Source organism: Longispora sp. NPDC051575, assembly GCF_040681875.1.
In the GTDB taxonomy this organism is placed as follows: domain Bacteria; phylum Actinomycetota; class Actinomycetes; order Mycobacteriales; family Micromonosporaceae; genus Longispora.
The window spans coordinates 602,736-622,536 of record NZ_JBFAZP010000001.1 but is presented as its reverse complement, the minus strand read 5'-3'; the positions used below and the strand labels follow the sequence as shown (position 1 = coordinate 622,536).

The following is a 19,801-nucleotide window of genomic DNA, read 5'->3' as shown; positions in this document are numbered from 1 at the left end:
CCTGTGATAGGTGGAGCACACCATGTAGCCGTGAGCTATATCTTCTCTACACCCCGACGGGAACCCTCTCCTCCGACTCGCTGATCCCGACCCGGTCGTGCAGCCGGCGCAGCGGGCCCGGTGCCCACCAGGCGGCCCGGCCGAGCAGGGTCATCACGGCCGGCACGAGCAGGCAGCGCACCACGGTCGCGTCGATCAGCACGGCCACGAACAGGCCCAGCCCGATCTGCTCGATGTCGCCGACCCGGGCCGCCGCGAAGCAGCCGAAGACGATCAGCATCAGGACGGCGGCCGAGGTGATGATCCCGCCGCTGCGTTGCAGGCCGTGCCGGACGGCGCTGTCGTCGTCCTCCCCGGCGTCGCGGTACTCCTTGATCCGGCCCAGCAGGAACAGCTCGTAGTCCATGGACAGCCCGAACCCGAACGCCGCGACGATCGCGATCACGAACGGGCTCAACCCGCCCACGGTCAGGGTGTCCAGCGGCCCGGACAGGTGACCGTCCTGGAAGACCAGGAGCAGCACCCCGAACGTGGCGGCCAGCGACAGCCCGTTCAGCACGATCGCCTTGACCGGGATCACCACCGAACCGGTCATCAGGAACAGCAGGACGAACATGGTCGCCAGCATCACCCCGACCGCCCACGGCAGGCCGTCGACCAGCCGGCCGAGCGTGTCCAGCAGGATCGCGGCGTCCCCGCCGACCCAGGACTCGATCCCGGCCGGCCGGTCCGCGCGGATCCGTCGTACCAGGTCCTGGGCCGCGTCGCCCTGGGAGTCGCCGCGCACCGCGATCGCCACCGTGGACAGGTTCGGGCCGGCGGCGCGGGCCGGCTCGACCCGGACGACCTCGCGGTCCTGCTGCCACCGGCCGGCCCACGCGTTCAGGGTCGCCTGGTCGGCGCGCGCGACGACCCGGACGGCCGGCGCGGCGCTGAGCCCGTACCTCTCGCCCATCGCGTCGGCCACCCGCACCGACGGCAGGGTGCGCGGCAGGCCCTCCATGCCGGGCAGCTTCACGGTCATCGACAGCAGCGGCAGGGCCACGACCAGCAAACCGATGGTGGTACCGGCGGCGATCAGCAGCGGGCGGCGCTGGGTGAACCGGGCGAGCCCCGCGAAGAACCCGGCCTCCGTGGTGGCCGCGGCCTTCCGTCGGCGGCTCGGCTTGACCCACCGGCCGAGCGGCCCGAGGAGCGCCGGGGTCAGGGTCAGCGCCGCGACCATGCCCATCAGGGCGGTGGAGATCCCGGCCGCGCCGAGCGCCTGGAGCCGGGGCACGTCGAACACCAGCAGGCCGGTGAGCGCGCCGGCCACGGTCAGGGCGCTGAACAGGATCGTCCGACCGGCGGTGCCCCAGGTCCGGGCGACGGCCGTTTCCCGGTCGTGCCCGGCGGCGAGCTCCTCGCGGTACCGGGCCACCAGCAGCAGGCCGTAGTCGATGGCCAGGGCCAGGCCGAGCAGGGTCACGACGGTGACCACGTTGTTGTCGAGGTCCACGAACTTCGAGAAGCCGAGGAGCAAGGCGAACGCGCCCGCGATCGTGGCCAGGGAGGCCAGGACCGGCAGGCCGGCGGCGAGTACCCCGCCGAAGACGAAGACCAGCACCACCAGGGTGACCGGCAGCGAGAGGATCTCCGCGCGGGCCAGGTCCTCCTGGACGGCGTCGTTGGCCTCGCCGTTGACCAGGTCCCCGCCGGCCTCGACGGTGGAGCCGGGCAGCTCGGTCGCCAGCCGCGCGAGCCGGGCCCGGACCAGATTCGTCGCCGTCGAGCGGTCCTTCATCTGCATCTTCGTGAGCGTGACGGGCAGGGCGAGGCCGCGGGAGTCCTTCGCGACGATCGGCCTGCCCACCTCCAGGACCCCGGTGGTGCCGCGCAGGTCCGCGCTGGCCCGGTCGACCGCGCCGGTGACCGTCGCCGACGCCGGGTCGACGCCCTCGACGAGCCCGATGATCTGGATGCCCCGGTCGCCGCCCTCCTTGACGACCTGGGAGGCGGTCACGGACTCCAGGCCCACGGGCGGCTTCGTGTCGCCGATGCTGTCGAACACCGGCCCGATGGCCGCGCCGCCGCCGACGAGGAGCGCCAGCCAGCCGAGCATGACCCATCGCCAGTTGCGGTGGCAGAAACTTCCGACCTTGGTAACCATGCCGCAGAGTCTTCGCCCCGGGGGCGGCCCGCGTCGGTAGTGCGGCCGCCCCGAACCGGGTGGTGCCAGATACAGGGTGGTGCCAGGTACAGGGTGAAGTGTGGTCCAGACGCCATGTCCGGTTCGCGATGGACTGTCTACGGTGGTGACATGACGACGCCCGGAGCACTGATGAGGGCCACCTGGTCGGCCCGGACCTGGCTGGGCACGGCACACCTGCTGGTCGGGCTGCCGGTCGGCGTGGCCACCACCGTCGCGGTAGCGACCCTGGTCCCGCTGATCCTCGGTTTCGCGATCACGGTCGTGCCGGCGATTGCCCTGTGCACAGTGCTCCTCACCAGCCTCCGGGTGTTCACGAGCTGGCAACGTTCCCGGTTCTCGGCGTTCTGCGGGGTCGACCTCGCGGAGGTGCCGGTCGACGAGCCGGGGCTCCTCGCGGCGGTCCGCAGACCGTCCACGTGGCGCCAGTTCGGGTACCACACCCTGGCCGGGGTCACCGGCATCCTGATGGCCGCGGTCGTGGCCGGGGTGTGGTCCGTCGGTTTCGTGTTCTCCACGGCCCTGGCGCACGGGTGGTTGCTGCCGGACCGGCCGATCGCGGGCCTCGACCCGCACGACCCGCTGGTTCTGCTCGGCGCCACGGTGGTCGGGCTGCTCGCGCTGCTGGCCGCCCCGTGGGTGGTCCGCGCCCTGGTCATCGTGGACGTGGGCATCGCCCGGGGCCTGTTGCAGCCCAGTCACGCCGAGGAGCTCGCCGAACGGGTCGCGGCCCTGTCGGAGAGCCGGGCGGACCTGGTCGACGCGGCCGACGCCGAGCGACGCCGGATCGAGCGGGACCTGCACGACGGTACCCAGCAGCGGTTGGTTTCCCTCGCCATGAACCTGGGCATCACCCGGGCGACCCTAGGAGCGGACGTGCCCGAGAGCGCGCGAGTCTCGATCGCGGCCGCGCACGACGAGGCCAAACAGGCCCTCGTGGAGCTGCGCGACTTCATCCGGGGCCTGCACCCGGCCGTGCTCGACGACCGGGGGCTCGACGCGGCCCTGTCCGGGATCGCCGCCCGGTCGCCGGTGCCGGTCAGGCTCAAGGTGGGCCTGGACACCCGACCCTCGCGGGTCGTGGAGGCCGTCGCCTACTTCGTGGTGTCCGAGGCACTCACGAACGTGGCGAAACACGCGAACGCGACCCGGATCGACGTCAGCGCCGAGACGATCGGAGACCGACTGTGGCTTGTGATCGCAGACGACGGCGTGGGCGGAGCCCGGCAGGAGCTCGGCAGCGGGCTGCGTGGGCTGGCCCAGCGGGTCGGATCGGTGGATGGCAGGCTGAAGATCGACAGCCCGCTCGGCGGGCCCACCCTCATCGTCGTGGAGCTGCCATGCGCATCGTGATCGCCGAGGACTCCGTCCTGCTCCGCGAGGGGCTGGTCCGGCTGCTGTCCAGCATGGGGATCGAGGTCGTGGAGGCCGTCGGGGACGCCGAGTCCCTGCTGGAGGCCATCGACCGCAGTACCCCGGACCTCGCGCTGGTGGACGTGCGGATGCCGCCCTCGCACACCGACGAGGGGCTGCGCGCCGCGCTGGTGATCCGCCGGCAGTGGCCGAAGGTCGCGGTGCTGGTCCTGTCGCAGTACGTGGAGGAGCGGTACGCCACCGAGCTGCTGTCGGGGGAGACCAGCGGCGTCGGGTACCTGCTGAAGGACCGGATCGCCGATGTCACCGACTTCGCCGACACGGTGCGCCGGGTCGCCGGCGGCGGTACGGCCCTGGACCCCGAGGTGGTGTCCCAGTTGCTCGTCCGGCACCGCCGCGACCCGCTGGAGCGGCTCAGCCCCCGGGAGCGCGACGTGCTGTCCCTGATGGCCGAGGGCCGGTCGAACTCCGCGATCGCCGCGTCCCTCGTGGTCAGCGACAGCGCGGTCGCCAAGCACGTCAACAGCATCTTCACCAAGCTCGACCTGGCCACCGCGGACACCGACCACCGTCGGGTCCTGGCCGTCCTGAAGTATCTCCGAGCCTGAGAAGAGGAAGCATGTCCACCACCAGTCGCAGCGGTTGGCTGATCGGCGGCGCGGTGTTCACCGTCGCGGCCCTCGTGATCGGCGGCGTGACCCTGTGGTCGACCCTGTCGGGCGCGTCCGAGCCCGGGGAGGCCACCGAGAAGCAGGTGTACCAGCAGGCCGTGACCCGGATCGAGCTGGACGTGGACCGGGGCGCGGTCACCCTCTCCGTCGGGGAGGCCGGCCAGGTGTCCGTCGAGCGCCGGTTCCGGTGGTCCTCGGAGAAGCCGAAGGTCACCGAGCGGTGGGACGGCGGGATCCTGCGGATCAGCACCGAGTGCACCGCCGACGAGATCAACATCGTGGGTTCGGCGAAGTGCGACGTGGACTACACCCTGGCCGTGCCCGAGGGTGTGGAGATCGAGGCGCACACCAACTCCGGGGCGGTCGTCAGCCGCAACCTGACCGGGCCGCTCAAGCTGGGCGCCACTTCTGGTGACATCACGGTGACGAAGGGTGGCGGTCCGCTGCGGATCGAGGCCACCTCCGGCAAGGTCAGGGCCACCGAGCTCGCCGCCGCCGAGGTGGACGTGCAGTCCAGCTCCGGCGGGGTGGAACTCGCCTTCGTCAGCGCGCCGCGGAAGGTGCGCGCCGAGGCGAACTCGGGGGACGTGCGGGTCACGGTGCCGAAGCCGGACACGTACCGGGTGGAGGCGCAGACCAACTCCGGGCAGGAGTCGGTGACCGTCGCCCAGGACGGTGGCTCGACCCGGACGATCAGCGCGCAGACCAACACCGGGGATGTGGACGTGCGGTACCTGTGACGGTCTGACCGGGCCTTGCGGCCGACCCGCCGGGTGCGGTGACCCGACCGCGGGCTACCGGGCCGGCTGGACCGCCCCGCGCAGCGCGGACGAGAGGTCGGCGAGCAGAGCCTTCTCCTCCGGTACCAGATAGAAGTGGTCCCCCGGCAGCACCCGCAGCCGGAACGTGCCCGTCGTCGCGCCCTCCCAGGCCGCGGCGTCGGGCACCGCGCAGCCCGGGTCGGCGTCCCCGGTGTAGGCCACGACCGGCGCGTCCACGGTGGCCACGGACGCCACGTAGGTCTCGATCAGCCGGTAGTCGGCCCGCAGCGGCGGCATCACGATGTCCAGCAGCTCCGGGATCTCGAACACGGCCGCGTCGATCTCGCCCTGGCCGCGCACGTGCGCGATCAGCTCGGCGTCGGACCGGGTGTGGAACGAGGTCGGCGGCACCTTCCCCGGGGCCTCCCGGCCGGACAGGGCGAGGAGCACGGGGCGCACGCCGTGGTCGCGTTCCAGCCGGGCGGTCACCTCGAACGCCACGGACGCGCCCATGCTGTGCCCGAACAGCGCGACCGGCACCCCGCCGCGCACCAGGGGCAGCAGCGCCTCGGTGATCCGGTCGGCCAGCTCGGGCATCTCGGCGATCGGCGGCTCGGCCATCCGGTCCTGCCGGCCCGGGTAGCGCACCGCGAGGGTCTCGACGTCGTCGGGCAGCCCGTCGGGCCAGTTGTGGAAGAACGTCGCGGCGCCGCCGGCGTGCGGCAGGCAGACGAGGCGCAGCCCGAGGGGCGCCGTGGCGGGATACCGCCTGAACCAGAGCTCGGAACCAGCCATGCCACACACCCTAGACGGCGGAATCCGGGTCGCCGACCGCCGGGTCGGGGTCCATGATCCGGCGCGCGGACACCGCCGGGCCGACGTCGAGGACACCGGGCCCGGAGCCCGGGCAGACCTCCCGGGCCGCAGGCCCCGCGCCTCGGTGGACGCCCCGGCCCCCGGGGCGGACCCGCCCAGGCCCGCCCCGGAGCTCAACCCAACAGGGCCAGCATCTGACTGATCTGGGCGGTTCGGGACTGGTCGATCCGCCCGGCCAGGTCCTTGGCCTGCTTGTCCGACCCGGATCCGGTCTCCATCCGGGCCAACTGCACGGCGTCGTCCTGGTGCGCGATCAGCATGTTCAGCAACCCGCGCTCGAACTCGGCCCCCGACTTCTTCGCCAGCGTGGACATCTCGCCCTCGGTGGTGCCGGGCATGCCGCCGTGCGCCGCGTGCCCGCCGGGGTCGCCGACGAGGGGCTGGCCCCAGCCGGTCAGCCAGCCGGTCATGGTCTCGCGTTCGGCGGCCTGGGTGAGTTCGATCGCGGCGGCCAGGTTCTTCAGGTCCTGGCTGACCGGCCGGTCCTTCGCCAGCCGGGCGATCTCGATGCCCTGGTGGTGGTGCGGCAGCATCATCTGCAGGAACATCACGTCGGTGTCGTTGTACGGGCCGTCGGACGAGCGGTGCACCGTGCCCACGGTCGGGCTCGGCGCGGCGACCGGGGCGCTCTGGCAGCCGGTGAGCAGGGTGAGGCCCACCGCGCAGAGGAGTACGAGGGCTCGCAAGGGCGCACCTCCATCGGTGGCGGGTCGCGGGACCGGGCGGCCCCGCGACCCGGTGGTCAGACCGCCTGCCAGAGGGCGGGTACGTTGGGCGGCTCCCAACCGGCGGTCGCGGTGTGCGGCTGCCGGCACTGGTAGTTGACGCCGTTGTAGGTGACCCGGTCACCGGTCTTGTACGCCGTGCCGGCCTTCCACGTCCCGCCCGGCTGGGCGGTCGGCGAGGCGGTCGGGGTGGGGGTCGGCCTCGGGGTGGGCGAGACCGTCGGGCTCGGGGTCGGCTTCGGGCTGACCGTCGGGCTCGGTGACGGGTTGGGGCCGCCGCCGAAGTCCACGTCGGAGCAGGTGTAGAACGCCTCCTGGCTGTACTGGACCCGCTGCCAGATCGAGTAGATCAGCGCCCGCCCGGACCGCTGCGGGATCGGCAGGGTCCAGCTGGTGAAGGTGGTCGGGTTGACGTTGGTGAAGCTCTTGATCAGCACCAGGTCGGACCACTTCAGGGGCATGGTGGGGTTCCAGCCCTCGCGGGTGATGTAGAACTCGAAGTTGCTGCCGGCGTGCGGCGCGGTCGCGTGGTACGTGACCGTCAGGTTGCCGGCGGAGATCTGCTTGGCGGGCCAGTCGTTGCGGGGCAGGTCCAGGCCCCGGTACTTCTCGCGGCCGGCGCTGCACAGCTTGCCGTCCGGGATCAGTTCGCGGTGCCGGCCACCGGCTTCGATCAGCGACACCTCGTTCCAGTCGTAGAACGCCTGGGTGCCGCCGGCCGCGACCGCCGCCTTGCAGGCCGCCGAGGTCGGGCTCTCGGGGCCCTCGTTCTTACACGTGTAGACCCGGCTGGCCGGGTCGGACATGGTGCCGTGCGCCTCGGCGACTCCTCCGGGCAACAGGGTGGCCGCCACCAGGGCGGCGGCGAGGGACAGGGTGATCGCGTGTCGTCGTCTCATGGAGTTGTCTCCTCGGGTGAGGGGATGAGCGCCGTTTCCGGGCTCCCCGAGCGCTATTAGGAAGGAGTCCTAATAGTTACATCGTGGGGTGACGATAACTCCTCAACCCGCGGTTCGGGAATAGTTGACACATCTGGATGTCGCAATGGGTAGTTGTGCCCCGATCGGGAGGCGGCGGGTACGCGGAAGCGCCCGGCCCCCGTCGGTGGGGGTCGGGCGCTTGCCTCCCGGCTACCCGCAGTACACCGGGGTGGCGCGGGACGGGTCGAGCGCGTTGGTCACGTGGTGCAGCGCCGTCGGGCTGAACGCCATCGCCACGTGCTCCGGGACCGCGACCAGGCAGCTGTCCTGCACGACCCGGTTGGCCACGTCCGGCCCCGACAGGAACTGCGACCGGTACGGCGTGACGACCTGGTCGTACCAGGTGGAGATGATCGTGTACCGCACTCCGGGCACCGTGTCCCCGCCCGCGTTCAGCTTCGTCAGCGTCGCCGAGCCGACCACCTGGTCCTGACAGGACGGACACGCGGAGTAGACGAGCCGGGCGATGCCGGGGAAGTGGTCGGCCAGGTTCGCGATGCCCGACAGGGTGGTGCCGTGGTTGCTGGGCGCCAGGGCCACGAGCTTGTCGACCTTGGCGGCCCCGCCGAGGAACCTCAGGTAGTACCGGGGCATCATGCCGCCCTGGGAGTGCCCGACGATGTCCACCTTTGCCGCCCCGGTGCTCGCGCGCACCCGGTCGACGAACGCGGCGAGCTGCCCGGCGGAGGTGGCCACCGGCTGGAGCCCGCCGATCGGCAGCACGATGCCGTTGCCGGTGGAGGTCCAGCTGTCGGGGGTCAGGCCGTAGGTGAGGGCGTAGACGCAGTACCCCTTGCTCTTGAGCAGCGGGGCCAGTACCAGCCAGTTCTCGAACTGGTTCGCGAAGGTGCCGTGCACGAGCACGACCGGGTTGGGGTGCGCGGTGCTGGGTCGGCACGACCAGTCGTTGGCCCCGGGCGGGTCGGCGACCTGGGCCACGGGGTCGGCCGTGCCCGCGGCGGCGGCCGGGTTGGCGGCCGTGACCAGCAGGCCGGTGGCGAGGACGAGGGCGGCGAGGAGGGTGCGAAGGCGGGTGAGGGGCACTGTTACCTCCGGGAATTCAGATGTTTACTGGTGGGTAACGTTGTGTCTCCCAGGATGGGGTCCGGACCCGGGGCGGGAGGCTGGGAGACTCACCAGACCTGAGCGAGGGTTGTTGTGACCGATGACAACGCGCCGCCGACCACCGGCCGGGCACCCGCCAGCGCGCGGCCGCCTGGCGAGCCTCCGCAGGTCATCGTGCCGGGCGGCCCGCCCCCCGGCGCGCTCCGGATCGCGGGCCGGCCCCTCGTCGAGCGGTTCCTGGCCGCCGTGCCCGCGATGACCCGGGCCGTCGTGACCGAACTCGTCGACGAGGTCCCCGTCTACGGCCTGCTGCCCCGCGAGGAGCTCGACGGCGATATCCCCCGGATCGTGGAGCGCACCCTGCGCACCTTCGGCGAGGTGCTGCGCAGCCGGGGCGTGCCGAGCGCGGAGACCCTGGCCGGGATCCGCGAGTCGGCGGCCCGGCGCGCGGAGGAGGGGGTGCCGATCGACGCGGTGCTCACGGCGTACCACCTGGGCGCGCGGATCTGCCTGGACCACGTGGCCGGCGACGCGGGACCGGCCGACGTCGGGGACCTGCTCGCCACCCAGCGGCTGCTCCTGGAGTTCCTGCAACGCGTCACCTCGGCCGTCGCCGCCGGCTACGTCGCGGACCGCCGCACCGACGACCACGCGGCCCGCCAGGCGCTGCTCGCGGCGCTCCTCGACGGGCTGCTGGTCGAGCCGGCGGCGGCCAGGGCCGGGGTCCGGTTGCCCGCGTCCTACCTGGTCCTGAGCCTGCACTTCGCCCCGCACCCCGACGAGGAACCGGATCCGCGGGCCACCGGTTCCCGACCCCCGCCGGCCACGGTCGGCCCGGTCGCCGCCCGCCGGAAGGTCCGCCGGGTCCGGGTCGAGCTCGACCACCAGTCCGCCGAGCCGGTGCTGTCCATGCTCACCGCCGACGGGGGAGTGGCCCTGCTGCCGTGCGCGAAACCACCAGAGGCATTGACGGGTACGGACTGGGCCCGGTTCGCCGAGCTGGCCGCCCGGCTCGGCAGGGCCGCCGGTACGGAGGTGCTGGCCGGGGCCGTCGCCGCCGACCCGCGTCAGGTGGCCGACGCGGCCGTGCTCGCCCGGGAGATCCTGGGCGTGGCGCGCACCTTCGGCCGCCGGTCGGGACTGTTCCAGCTCGCGGACCTGCTCGTCGAGTACCAGCTGACCCGGCCGTCCGCCGCCCGCGACCAGCTGGCCGGCCTCCTGGGCCCGCTGGACGCGGAACTGCTGGCCACGCTGCGCGCGTACGTCGAGAGCGGGTTGAGCCGGCAGCGGGCCGCCCGGCACCTGCACGTGCACCCGAACACCGTGGACTACCGGCTGCGCAAGGTCGCCGCGCTGACCGGGCTCGACGCGAGCCAACCGGGGGAGCTGCCGAGGATCGCCGCCGCGCTGGCGGCCCGGGACGCGGCGGACGGGCGCTAGCCTGGTACCCAAAAAGGAGTGTCGATGGCCATTCTCACTCGGACCCGAACTCTCCCCCTTCTCGACTGGGTCGCCGCGGCCCTGGCCGCCTGGCTGGTCGGCGGCGCGTGCATCGACGCCTGGGCGCACTGGCACATCCCGGAGCTGGAGTCGTTCTTCACGCCCTGGCACGCGATCCTCTACTCCGGCATGTTCGTCAACATCGTGTTCGTGGGCGTGCTGTTCCTGCGCGGACGGGCCGCCGGCGGTCCACTGCGGTCCGCGCTGCCGGCCGGCTACGGGCTGACCGCCGTCGGCTGCCTGGTGTTCCTGCTCGCCGGGCAGGGCGACATGGCCTGGCACATCGCCTTCGGCGTCGAGCAGAACACCGAGGCCCTGCTCAGCCCCACCCACCTGGGCCTGATGGTCGGCGCCACCCTCGTCGCGGCCGGCCCGTGGCGAGCGGCCCGGCTCCGGGGCGACGGCCGGGGCGACCACCCGGCCGCGCTGTCCGCCGGACTGGTGCTGACGATGCTGTGGTTCTTCCTCCAGTTCGACCTGCCCTACACCGCGCGCTGGGCGTCGACCCTGATGCGCGGCACCGAGCACGGCGTGCAGTTGGGGGTGGCCGGCATCCTGGTCGCCACGGTCACGATGGTCGGGGTCGTGCTGCTGTTCCTGCGTGACCTCACGCCCCCGGTCGGCCTGGTCACGATCGTGACGGGGGTTCCGACGCTGCTCGTGGTCGGCTTCTCCGGGCAGGCCGATCCCCTGGCCACGGACCTCGGGGCGCTGCTCGCGGCCGTCCTCGCCGACGTGCTGCTCGTGGTCGGCCCGCGCCGGCTGTTCGCGGTGGCGTTCCCGGTACTCGTCTGGGTGGCGTATTTCGGGGGTGTCGCGTTGACCGAGGGCGTCGCGTGGTCCGTGCACGTGTGGGCGGGGTGTGTGGTGGTCGCGGGGCTGATCGGCTGGGGGATGAGCCAACTGGTCACACCGGCACCCGCCTCCCGGGCGGTCAGGGACTAGCGGCCCGGGACGCCACCGGGACCATCGCGCCCGGACGCGGGGTCCACTGTGTGCCCGGGACCCATGGACAACCCCCGGATTGTGTAGGCCGGACATATGGCCCATACCTGTGACGGATCGATAGTGTTCGCCGTCACAGGAGGTGCGAACACATATGCCGCCAGTCATCGCGACCAGGGGACTGTCCAAGGAGTTCCGCGGCTTCCGGGCCGTCCACAACGTCACCCTCGACATCGCCGAGGGCTCCGTGCACGCCCTCGTCGGCCCGAACGGCGCGGGCAAGACCACACTGTTCAACCTGCTCACCGGGTACTTCCGGCCGTCCGGTGGCCGGATCGAACTCGACGGCCGCGACGTCACCGGCTACGCCCCCGAGCGGGTCGCCCGGCTCGGCATGGCCCGGTCGTTCCAGATCTCCAGCCTGTTCGACCGGCTGACCGTGATCGGGCACGTCGAACTGGCGTTGCAGGCCACCACCGGGCTCGGCTGGCGGTTCTGGCGCTCCGACCGGGTGCTGGACACCTTCCGGCCCCGCGCGCTGGAACTGCTCGACCAGGTGGGCCTGGCCGACGACGCGGAGACGGTCGCCGGTGAGCTGTCCTACGGCCGCAAGCGCGCCCTGGAACTCGCGGTCGCCCTGGCCTCGGACCCCAGGGTGCTGCTCCTGGACGAGCCGACCGCCGGGATGGGCGTCGAGGACGTCGACCGCACCGTCGAACTGATCGGCCGGGTCCGCGCCGGGCGCACCGTCGTCCTGGTCGAGCACAACATGTCCGTGGTCGCCAGCCTCGCCGAGCGGGTCACGGTCCTCCAGCACGGGGAGGTGCTGGTCGAGGGCGGGTACGCCGAGGTCCGCACCGACCCGCGGGTCATCACCGCGTACCTGGGGGAGCCCGATGCTGACCGTTCGTGACCTCGACGCCTCCTACGGCCAGGCCCGGGTGCTGCGCGGGGTGTCCCTCGACGTGGCCGCGGGCGAGATCGTGACCCTGGTCGGCCGCAACGGGGCCGGCAAGACGACCCTGCTGCGCTGCGTGATGGGCCTGCACCCGGAGCAGTCGGGCGAGATCGCGCTCGGATCGACGTCCCTCACCGGGCTCCCGCCGCACCGCCGGGCCAGGGCTGGCCTCGGCTACGTGCCCGACGACCGGGGCGTCTACGCCGGCCTCACCGTGGAGGAGAACCTGCTGCTGCCGCCGAGGGTCGGCGACGCCTGGTCCCTGGACCGGATCTACGCGACGTTCCCCGTGCTGCGCGAGCGGCGCCGGTTCCCGGGGACCAAGCTGTCCGGCGGCGAGCAGCAGATGCTGGCCCTGGCCCGGGTGCTGCGGACGGGCGCCCGCCTGCTGCTGTGCGACGAACCCACCGAGGGCCTGTCGCCGCTGCTGGTCCGGCGGATCGGCGACATCCTCCGCGAGGTCAAGGCGCACGGCGTGACCGTGCTGCTCATCGAACAGAACCTGCACTTCGCCACGACGGTCGCCGACCGGCACTACCTGCTGGCCGAGGGCCGGGTCGTCGAGAGCCTCGACAACTCCGAGGTGCTGGCCCGCGAACACGAACTCCTCACCTACCTAGGGATCTGACATGCGGAAGACAGCTGTTCTCGTCGCCGGCGCCCTCCTGCTCTCGGGGTGTGTCGGCGGACCACCGAAGGCCGGGGGCAAAGTCAGCGGCGACAAGATCGTGCTGGGGGTCCTCAACGACCAGTCCGGCATCTACGCCGACCTGTCCGGGAAGAACTCCGTGGAAGCCGTCCGGATGGCCGTGGAGGACTTCAAGGCGAAATATGGAGCTAAGGCGGTCACGAGGAACATCGAGGTGGTGACCGCCGACCACCAGAACAAGTCCGACGTGGCCGGTTCCAAGGCCCAGGAGCTCTACGACCGCAACGGCGCCGACGTGATCCTCGACGTGCCGCAGTCGGCCTCGGCGCTGGCGGTGGCGAAGGTGGCCAAGGACAAGAAGAAGCTGTACTTCAACATCACGGCGGCCACCACCGAGCTGACCGGCAAGCAGTGCAACAGGTACACGTTCCACTACGCCTACGACACGTACATGCTGGCCAACGGCACCGGGACCGCCGTCACCCGGCAGGGCGCGAAGAACTGGTACGTCGTCTACCCCGACTACGCGTTCGGGCAGGACATGCAGAAGAGCTTCACCACCGCCGTGGAGAAGGCCGGCGGGAAGGTGGGCGTGAAGGACCCGACGCCGTTCCCCAACGACAACTTCTCCACATTCCTGCTCAAGGCCCAGAACATGGACCCCAGACCCGATGTCCTGGGTACGATGCAGGCCGGCGGCGACCTGGTCAACCTGGTGAAGCAGTACAACGAGTTCGGGCTGCGGGACAAGGGCATCAAGCTCTCCGTGGGCCTGATGTTCCTCACCGACATCCACTCCCTCGGCCCGGACGCGTTCGCCGGCACCACGTTCACCGACGCCTGGTACTGGAACTTCGACGCGAGGAACCGCGAGTTCGCCGACCGGTTCCTGAAGCGCACCGACACCCGGCCCACCTTCGCGCACGCCGCGAACTACTCGGCCGCGCTCCAGTACCTGGAGGCCGCCCAGCGGGCCGGCACCGACGCCTCCGACGACGTCGTGAAGACCCTCGAAGGGCACAGCTTCGAGGACGTGTTCGCCCGGGGCGGCAAGGTGCGGGCGGAGGACCACCGGGTGATCCACGACGCGTACCTCGCCGAGGTCAAGCCGAAGAGCGCCGTCACCGAGGCCTGGGACTACGAGAGGATCCTCCGCACCATCCCGGCCGCCGAGGCCTTCCGGCCGGTCAACGAGAGCGGCTGCACCTTCTCATGACCAACTTCCTCCAACAGTGCTTCAACGGCCTGGTCAGCGGCTCGTTCTACGGGCTGCTGGCCCTCGGCCTGGCCGTCATCTTCGGGATGCTCGGCGTCGTGAACTTCGCGCACGGCGCGTTCTACATGCTCGGCGCGTTCGGGGCGTACGTGCTGCTCACCGAGGCGGGGATCAACTTCTGGCTCGCCCTGGTGCTCGTACCCGTCGCGTTGGCGCTCCTCGGCACGCTCGTCGAACGCTTCGGCGTCCGGTGGCTCACCGGACTCGACCCGCTCTACAACTTCCTGCTCACCTTCGGCATCACCCTGGTGCTCCAGGACCTGGTCAAGCGCGAGTACGGCGTCGCCTCGCAGCCCTACCCCCGGCCCGACGCGCTGAAGGGCACCGTGGACCTGGGCCTGTTCGAGTACCCCACCTATCAGGTCTTCGCCTTCGCCGTGTCCGTGGGGCTCTGCCTCGCCGTGTGGCTGCTGCTCACGAGGACCCGGATCGGCCTCATCGTGCGGGCGGCCACCGAACGGCCCGAGCTGACCGGCGCGCTCGGCGTCGACGTCCGGCGCTGGGTCACCCCGGTGTTCGCGTTCGGCGTCGCCCTCGCCGGACTCGCCGGGGTGCTCGCGGCCCCGATGCGGGCCGTCAACCCGCTGATGGGCGCCGACATGGTGATCGCCGTCTTCGCGGTCGTGGTCATCGGCGGCCTGGGCTCGATCTTCGGCTCCGTCCTCGCCGGGTACGCCGTCGGCCTGCTCCAGGCCCTCGGCCAGCTCTACGTCCCCGAACTGGCCCAGATCCTCACGTTCGTCCTGATGGCCGTGGTGCTGCTGTGGCGGCCGTCCGGGCTGTTCGGCCGAGAGGAGGCCCGGGCATGATCCTCCGCCTCGTCGCCCGCCGGCCCGTGCTGCTCGTCGTCGGACTTCTGATCGGGCTCGCCCTGCCCTGGTTCGTCTATCCGCCGATCGCGATGGACATCGCCACCTGGGCGCTGCTCGCCGTGGCCGTGGACCTGCTCCTCGGGTACACCGGACTGCTGTCCTTCGGGCACGCCGCCTTCTGGGGTTCCGCCGCCTACGCCACCGGACTGCTCGGCGTGCACACCGGGGTGCCGTTCCCGCTCGCGGTGCTCGGCGGGGCCGTGTTCGCGGCGGCCCTGGCGGTCCCGATCGGCTACCTGTCGGTCAAGCGCACCGGGATCTACTTCGCCATGGTCACCCTCGCGTTCGCCCAGATGGTGTACTTCGTCGCCAACCAGTGGCGGTCCGTCACCGAGGGCGAGAACGGCCTTCAGGGCATTCCCCGGCCCCTGTTCGGTGCGGACCTGTCCGAACCGTTCCACTTCTACTACGCCGGGCTGCCGATCGTCCTGTTCGGACTGTTCTGCGCCTGGCGGGTGGTGCGGTCACCGTTCGGCCGGGTACTCGTCGCGATCCGGGACAACCCGGCGCGGGCCAGGGCGCTGGGGTACCCGGTGGACCGGTACAAACTCGTGGTCTTCATGATCTCCGCCGCCCTCGCCGGGCTGGCCGGCGGGCTGTCGGCCGTCAGCCACGGGTCGGCCTCGTTGCAGGGCGTGCACTGGACCACCTCGGGGCAGGCCGTGATGATGGTCGTCCTCGGCGGGATCGGCACGCTGTGGGGCGGCGTACTCGGAGCCGGGCTGGTCGTCCAGTTGGAGGACTACCTGTCCACGGCCCAGTTCAACGGGCCGGGGATCGTCACCGGGTCGGTGTTCGTGCTGGTGGTGCTGCTGTTCCGCAAGGGACTGTGGGGGACCGTGGCCGGGTGGAGGAGGGGCCGTGTCGAGTGATCCGGCCGGTCCCGGGCGCGGGGCGCCGCGCGGCTTCGACCGGGCCGTCCCCGGGACGGGCGCCACCGGAGGCGGTGCGCCGGTCGCCGGCGGATCCGGACGCGGGACGCCGGCACCCGGCGGAGTGGACCTCACCGGCCGCACCGCCCTCGTCACCGGCGGGGCCAGCGGCATCGGCCGGGCCTGCGCGGAACGCCTCGCCGCCGCCGGGGCCACCGTCGTGGTCGCCGACCGCGACGGCCCGGCCGCCGAGCAGGTCGCCGAGCAGGTCGGCGGCCGGGCCTGGGTGGTCGACCTGAGCGACCTCGACGCCGTCGACGCGGGCCTCGGGCGGATCGACGTCCTCGTCAACAACGCCGGGCTCCAGCACGTGGCACCCCTGGAGGACTTCCCCCCGGAGCGGTTCTCGATGATCATGCGTCTCATGGTGGAGTCCCCGTTCCGGCTCGTCCGGCGCGCGCTGCCGCACATGTACGCCCAGGGCTGGGGGCGGGTCGTCAACATCTCCTCCGTGCACGGGCTGCGCGCGTCGCCGTTCAAGTCCGGCTACGTGGCGGCCAAGCACGCCCTCGAAGGGCTGTCCAAGGTGATCGCACTCGAAGGGGCCCCGCACGGGGTGACCTCCAACTGCGTGAACCCCGCGTACGTGCGGACCCCGCTCGTGGCCGGCCAGATCGCCGGGCAGGCCCTCGCGCACGGGCTGCCCGAGTCCGAGGTGCTCGAACGGATCATGCTCGCGCCCTCGGCCATCAAACGGCTCATCGAACCGGGCGAGGTCGCCGAACTCGTCGCGTACCTGTGCGCGCCGCCCGCCTCGTACATCACGGGGGCCTCGATCACGATGGACGGCGGATGGACAGCCCACTGACGCACTTCCTCGACCTGCTGGCCCGCGAGGCCCCCGCCGTCGAGTTCGAACGCCCCGGACTCGACGCGCGGCTCGCCGGCGCGTCCGGGGCCGCGTTGGCGGCCCTCGACCGGGACAAGGCCGTCGCGCTGCGGGTCCGGGCCCTGCTGGAACGCCGCCGGGCCCGCGAGGCCGAACTGTCCGCCCTGTTCGACACCGTCGCCGACCTGGCCACCCTCCGCGACACCGACGCCGTCCTGGAGGCCATCGTCCGGCGGGCGCGCAAACTCCTCGGCACGGACGTGGCGTACCTGACCCTGACCGACCCGGAACGCGGCGACACCTACATGCGGGTCACCGACGGGTCGGTGTCGGCGCGGTTCCAGCGGCTCCGGCTCTCGATGGGCGCGGGGCTCGGCGGCCTCGTCGCCCAGCTCGCCGCCCCCTACGAGACCGCCAACTACCCCGAGGACCAGCGGTTCCGGCACACCGGGGAGATCGACGCCAGCGTCGGGGAGGAGGGCATCGTGGCCATCCTCGGCGTGCCGTTGAAACTGGGCCCGCAGGTGATCGGCGTGCTGTACGCGGCCAACCGCACCGCCGGCCCTTCGCCCGCGAGGAGGTCACGCTGCTCAGCTCCCTCGCCGCGCACGCCGCCGTCGCGATCGACAACGCCCGGCTGCTCGCCGAGACCCGCGACGCGCTGCGCGAACTGAGCACCGCCAACACGGCCGTCCGGGAGCACAGCGACGCCGTGGAGCGCGCCGCCGAGGCCCACGACCGGCTCGCGGACCTGATCCTGCGCGGCGGGGACGTGGAGGAGCTGGCCCGGACCGTGGCGGGGATCCTGCGCGGACCCCTCGCGGTGCTCGACGCCGACGGCCGGCCCCTCGTCGCGATCGGCGACTTCCACCCCTACCCGGTGGAGCCACCCGGGCCGACGTGGCCGGACCCCGCCGACGCCACCCGGCGCACCCGGGCCGGTGGGGACGCGGCTCGCGGTATGGCGGAACGCGGGGACGCGGATCCGTCCCGACCGTCCCCGCACCCCGAGGGATCGGGCTCCCACGACCCGCACCGGGGGCCGACCGGCACGGCCGGCGACCGGGACCGCGGGCGGGACACCACGTCGGAGGCTGCCGCCGTCCGCGCCCGGCCGGGGACCGCCGACGGGGAGCCGCCGGGCCTCCTCGACGACCTCGGGGACGTCGTGGCCCGCTCCCGGTCCCTCGGCCGCGCCGTCCGCGACGGCGACCTGTGGGTGTCCGCCGTCGGCACCGGCACCGAGGGCCTGTGCGCCCTCGCCCTGCGCTCCGCCGCCGACCTGACGGAGGCCGACCAGCGGATCTTCGAACGCGCCGCCGTCGTCACCGCGCTGCTCCTGCTGTCCCGGCGCAACGCCGCCGACGCGGAGAGCCGGGTCCGGGGCGAACTCCTCGACGAGCTGATCAGCCGGCCCGACCCCGGCACCGCCCGGGACCGGGCCCGCCGCCTCGGCCTGGACCTCGACCGGCCGCACGTCGTCCTCGTCCTCGCCGGCACCGCCGAGGCCCGGCCCCGCGCCGCGTCCTGGGCCGCCGCCGAGGCCGCCGCGCACGGCGGACTGTCCGGCCACCGGGACGGGCGGGAGGTGCTCCTGCTGCCCGGCGAGGATCCCGGTACGGCGGCCCGCCGCGCGGCCCACGACCTCGGCGCGGTCCTGCGCACCCCGGTCACGGCGGGCGCGGCCGGCCCGGTGACGGGCCCGGCGGCGGTCCGGGGCGGGTACGCCGAGGCCCACCGGTGCGTGTCGGCACTCCTGGCACTGGGCCGGGCGGGGGAGGGCGCGGGCCCGGCGGACCTCGGGTTCGTCGGACTGCTGCTCGGCGGGGGCCGCGACGTGAGCTCGTTCGTGGCCGACACGATCGGCCCCGTGCTCGACTACGACCGGCGGCGGTCGACGCTGCTGGGGGCGACGCTGGCGGCGTACTTCGCGGCCGGGGCGAGTCCGGCGCGCGCGGCCGGCGTGCTGCACGTGCACGTCAACACCGTGAACCAGCGCCTGGACCGGATCGGCCAACTGCTCGGCGCGGACTGGCAGCAGCCGGCGCGGGTGCTCCAGATCCAACTCGCGTGGCAGCTGCACGAGCTGCGGGGGAGCCTGGAATAGCCGTCGTGTCGAGTCTGTGCGCTGCCGGGGACGCCCCCACTCGTAATAATCCGATGGTTCCCGGATCTTGATTGGATAGCGTCAGAGGGGTGAGGGATCCACAGACGCTGCCCAAGGCCCACCTGCACGTCCACCTGGAGAGCACGGTCCGCTGGACGACGCTCGCCGAGATCGGCGCCGCCAACGGGGTGCCGGTGCCCCCGCGCGAGCACGCCTTCGCCGGGTTCGCGGACTTCTTCGACCAGAACGACCTGGTCAGGGCCTGCCTGCGCCGGCCGGCCGACTTCCACCGGATCGCCGTCGAGTTCTGCGAGGACGAGGCCGCCCAGGGCGTGCGCTACGCGGAGGTGTCCTTCACCGCCGCCGGCCACGGCGACCGGCTCGGCGACCCGACCATGCCGCTGGCAGCCGTGCTCGACGGGCTCGCCGAGGGCGGGGAACGCTTCGGGATCGACACCCGCGTCCTGATCGACCACTCCCGGCGCCGCTCCGTCGACCGCGCCTGGCGCAGCCTCGACCTGGCCGAACGCTACGACGGCGTGGTCGCCATCGGCCTGGCCGGCGACGAGGCGTTCCCCGGCGACCCGTTCGCGGACGTGTTCGCCGCCGCCCGGGACCGGGGCGTGCACGTCGTGCACCACGCGGGCGAGGCGTGCGGGCCCGACAGCATCCGGCAGGCGGTCACGACCGGCCGCACCGAGCGGATCGGGCACGGCATCACCATCCTCGACGACCCCGACCTGGTCGCCGAGGTGCGCGAACGCGGGCTGGCGCTGGAGGTGTGCCCGTCGTCCAACGTGGCGCTCGGGTTCGCGCCGTCCCTGGCGGAGCACCCGCTGCCCCGGCTCCGCGAGGCCGGTCTGGTGGTCACGATCAACACCGACATACCCTCCTTGATCGGTACGCCGCTGGCCGTGGAGTACGCCCGGGTGCGCGACGCGTTCGGGTACGACGACGCGGTGCTCGCCGAGCTGGCGCGGAACGGGATCGGGGCGTCGTTCGCGCCGGACCGGGTGAAGGAGCGGATCCGGGCGGGGATCGACGCCTGGCTGGCCTGACGGGTCGGGGCGTTGGTCACGGACATGGCGCGCCC

General features: G+C 72.7%; 17 protein-coding genes and 2 pseudogenes. 14 read left to right on the top strand and 5 right to left on the bottom strand.

The features are described from left to right. Positions 1 to 46: 46 nt before the first annotated feature. Complete coding sequence (locus AB0M43_RS02660) at positions 47 to 2,149, bottom strand: MMPL family transporter (RefSeq protein ID WP_363720469.1); 2,103 nt, start codon at positions 2,147 to 2,149, stop codon at positions 47 to 49. Between the two features lie 150 nt (positions 2,150 to 2,299). Here AB0M43_RS02660 and AB0M43_RS02655 point away from each other — a divergent pair, with 150 nt between their 5' ends. The 3 genes from AB0M43_RS02655 to AB0M43_RS02645 are packed head-to-tail and all read left to right on the top strand — an operon-like array spanning position 2,300 to position 4,973. Beyond that, positions 2,300 to 3,541, top strand: coding sequence for a sensor histidine kinase (locus AB0M43_RS02655; protein ID WP_363720468.1), 1,242 nt, complete (start codon positions 2,300 to 2,302; stop codon positions 3,539 to 3,541). Then, a complete protein-coding gene (locus AB0M43_RS02650) occupies positions 3,529 to 4,170 on the top strand; it encodes a response regulator transcription factor (RefSeq protein ID WP_363720466.1) in 642 nt (213 codons plus the stop codon). Before AB0M43_RS02655 ends, AB0M43_RS02650 begins: the two co-directional genes overlap by 13 nt. A gap of 11 nt (positions 4,171 to 4,181) precedes the next feature. Then, positions 4,182 to 4,973, top strand: a complete 792-nt coding sequence (locus AB0M43_RS02645) for a DUF4097 family beta strand repeat-containing protein (RefSeq protein ID WP_363720464.1) — start codon at positions 4,182 to 4,184, stop codon at positions 4,971 to 4,973. 54 nt (positions 4,974 to 5,027) lie between these two features. On the opposite strand, the gene AB0M43_RS02640 is transcribed toward AB0M43_RS02645, so the two are convergent. The 4 genes from AB0M43_RS02640 to AB0M43_RS02625 form a co-directional block, all read right to left on the bottom strand. After that, positions 5,028 to 5,789, bottom strand: a complete 762-nt coding sequence (locus tag AB0M43_RS02640) for an alpha/beta fold hydrolase (RefSeq protein ID WP_363720462.1) — start codon at positions 5,787 to 5,789, stop codon at positions 5,028 to 5,030. Between the two features lie 194 nt (positions 5,790 to 5,983). Beyond that, positions 5,984 to 6,556, bottom strand: coding sequence for a DUF305 domain-containing protein (locus AB0M43_RS02635; RefSeq protein ID WP_363720460.1), 573 nt, complete (start codon positions 6,554 to 6,556; stop codon positions 5,984 to 5,986). 56 nt (positions 6,557 to 6,612) lie between these two features. Beyond that, positions 6,613 to 7,494, bottom strand: coding sequence for a lytic polysaccharide monooxygenase (locus AB0M43_RS02630; RefSeq protein WP_363720458.1), 882 nt, complete (start codon positions 7,492 to 7,494; stop codon positions 6,613 to 6,615). 231 nt (positions 7,495 to 7,725) lie between these two features. Next, positions 7,726 to 8,619, bottom strand: a complete 894-nt coding sequence (locus AB0M43_RS02625; RefSeq protein ID WP_363720456.1) for an alpha/beta fold hydrolase — start codon at positions 8,617 to 8,619, stop codon at positions 7,726 to 7,728. A 114-nt stretch (positions 8,620 to 8,733) separates the two neighbouring features. Here AB0M43_RS02625 and AB0M43_RS02620 point away from each other — a divergent pair, with 114 nt between their 5' ends. The 11 genes and pseudogenes from AB0M43_RS02620 to add all read left to right on the top strand — a co-directional run bounded on the left by AB0M43_RS02620 (position 8,734) and on the right by add (position 19,766). Continuing rightward, positions 8,734 to 10,080 (top strand): helix-turn-helix domain-containing protein, encoded by a 1,347-nt coding sequence (locus AB0M43_RS02620; protein WP_363720454.1) that lies wholly within the window; start codon positions 8,734 to 8,736, stop codon positions 10,078 to 10,080. Between the two features lie 24 nt (positions 10,081 to 10,104). Beyond that, positions 10,105 to 11,085 carry a hypothetical protein gene (locus AB0M43_RS02615; RefSeq protein ID WP_363720452.1) on the top strand — a complete coding sequence of 327 codons (981 nt, stop codon included), beginning with the start codon at positions 10,105 to 10,107 and terminating at the stop codon, positions 11,083 to 11,085. Positions 11,086 to 11,239: 154 nt separating this feature from the next. Further along, positions 11,240 to 11,998: an ABC transporter ATP-binding protein gene (locus tag AB0M43_RS02610; protein ID WP_363720451.1), complete on the top strand. Its 759-nt coding sequence runs from the start codon at positions 11,240 to 11,242 to the stop codon at positions 11,996 to 11,998. Beyond that, positions 11,982 to 12,671: an ABC transporter ATP-binding protein gene (locus AB0M43_RS02605; RefSeq protein WP_363720449.1), complete on the top strand. Its 690-nt coding sequence runs from the start codon at positions 11,982 to 11,984 to the stop codon at positions 12,669 to 12,671. Before AB0M43_RS02610 ends, AB0M43_RS02605 begins: the two co-directional genes overlap by 17 nt. Before the next feature lies 1 nt (position 12,672). Next, the gene (locus tag AB0M43_RS02600; protein WP_363720447.1) at positions 12,673 to 13,908 is read left to right on the top strand and encodes an ABC transporter substrate-binding protein; all 1,236 of its coding nucleotides are present in this window, start codon (positions 12,673 to 12,675) and stop codon (positions 13,906 to 13,908) included. Continuing rightward, complete coding sequence (locus tag AB0M43_RS02595) at positions 13,905 to 14,777, top strand: branched-chain amino acid ABC transporter permease (RefSeq protein WP_363720445.1); 873 nt, start codon at positions 13,905 to 13,907, stop codon at positions 14,775 to 14,777. The genes AB0M43_RS02600 and AB0M43_RS02595 overlap by 4 nt, the downstream gene beginning before the upstream one ends. Then, the gene (locus tag AB0M43_RS02590) at positions 14,774 to 15,712 is read left to right on the top strand and encodes a branched-chain amino acid ABC transporter permease (RefSeq protein ID WP_363720443.1); all 939 of its coding nucleotides are present in this window, start codon (positions 14,774 to 14,776) and stop codon (positions 15,710 to 15,712) included. Before AB0M43_RS02595 ends, AB0M43_RS02590 begins: the two co-directional genes overlap by 4 nt. A 124-nt stretch (positions 15,713 to 15,836) precedes the next feature. Then, positions 15,837 to 16,580, top strand: a complete 744-nt coding sequence (locus tag AB0M43_RS02585) for a 3-hydroxybutyrate dehydrogenase (protein WP_363720941.1) — start codon at positions 15,837 to 15,839, stop codon at positions 16,578 to 16,580. Next, positions 16,565 to 17,466 (top strand): annotated as a pseudogene (locus AB0M43_RS02580) (GAF domain-containing protein); the annotation flags it as partial. The gene AB0M43_RS02585 and the pseudogene AB0M43_RS02580, both read left to right, overlap by 16 nt. Before the next feature lie 303 nt (positions 17,467 to 17,769). Next, a pseudogene (locus AB0M43_RS02575) lies at positions 17,770 to 18,708 on the top strand (helix-turn-helix domain-containing protein); the annotation flags it as partial. 89 nt (positions 18,709 to 18,797) lie between these two features. Beyond that, positions 18,798 to 19,766, top strand: coding sequence for an adenosine deaminase (gene add, locus AB0M43_RS02570; RefSeq protein ID WP_363720441.1), 969 nt, complete (start codon positions 18,798 to 18,800; stop codon positions 19,764 to 19,766). The last annotated feature ends 35 nt before the right edge of the window (positions 19,767 to 19,801 follow it).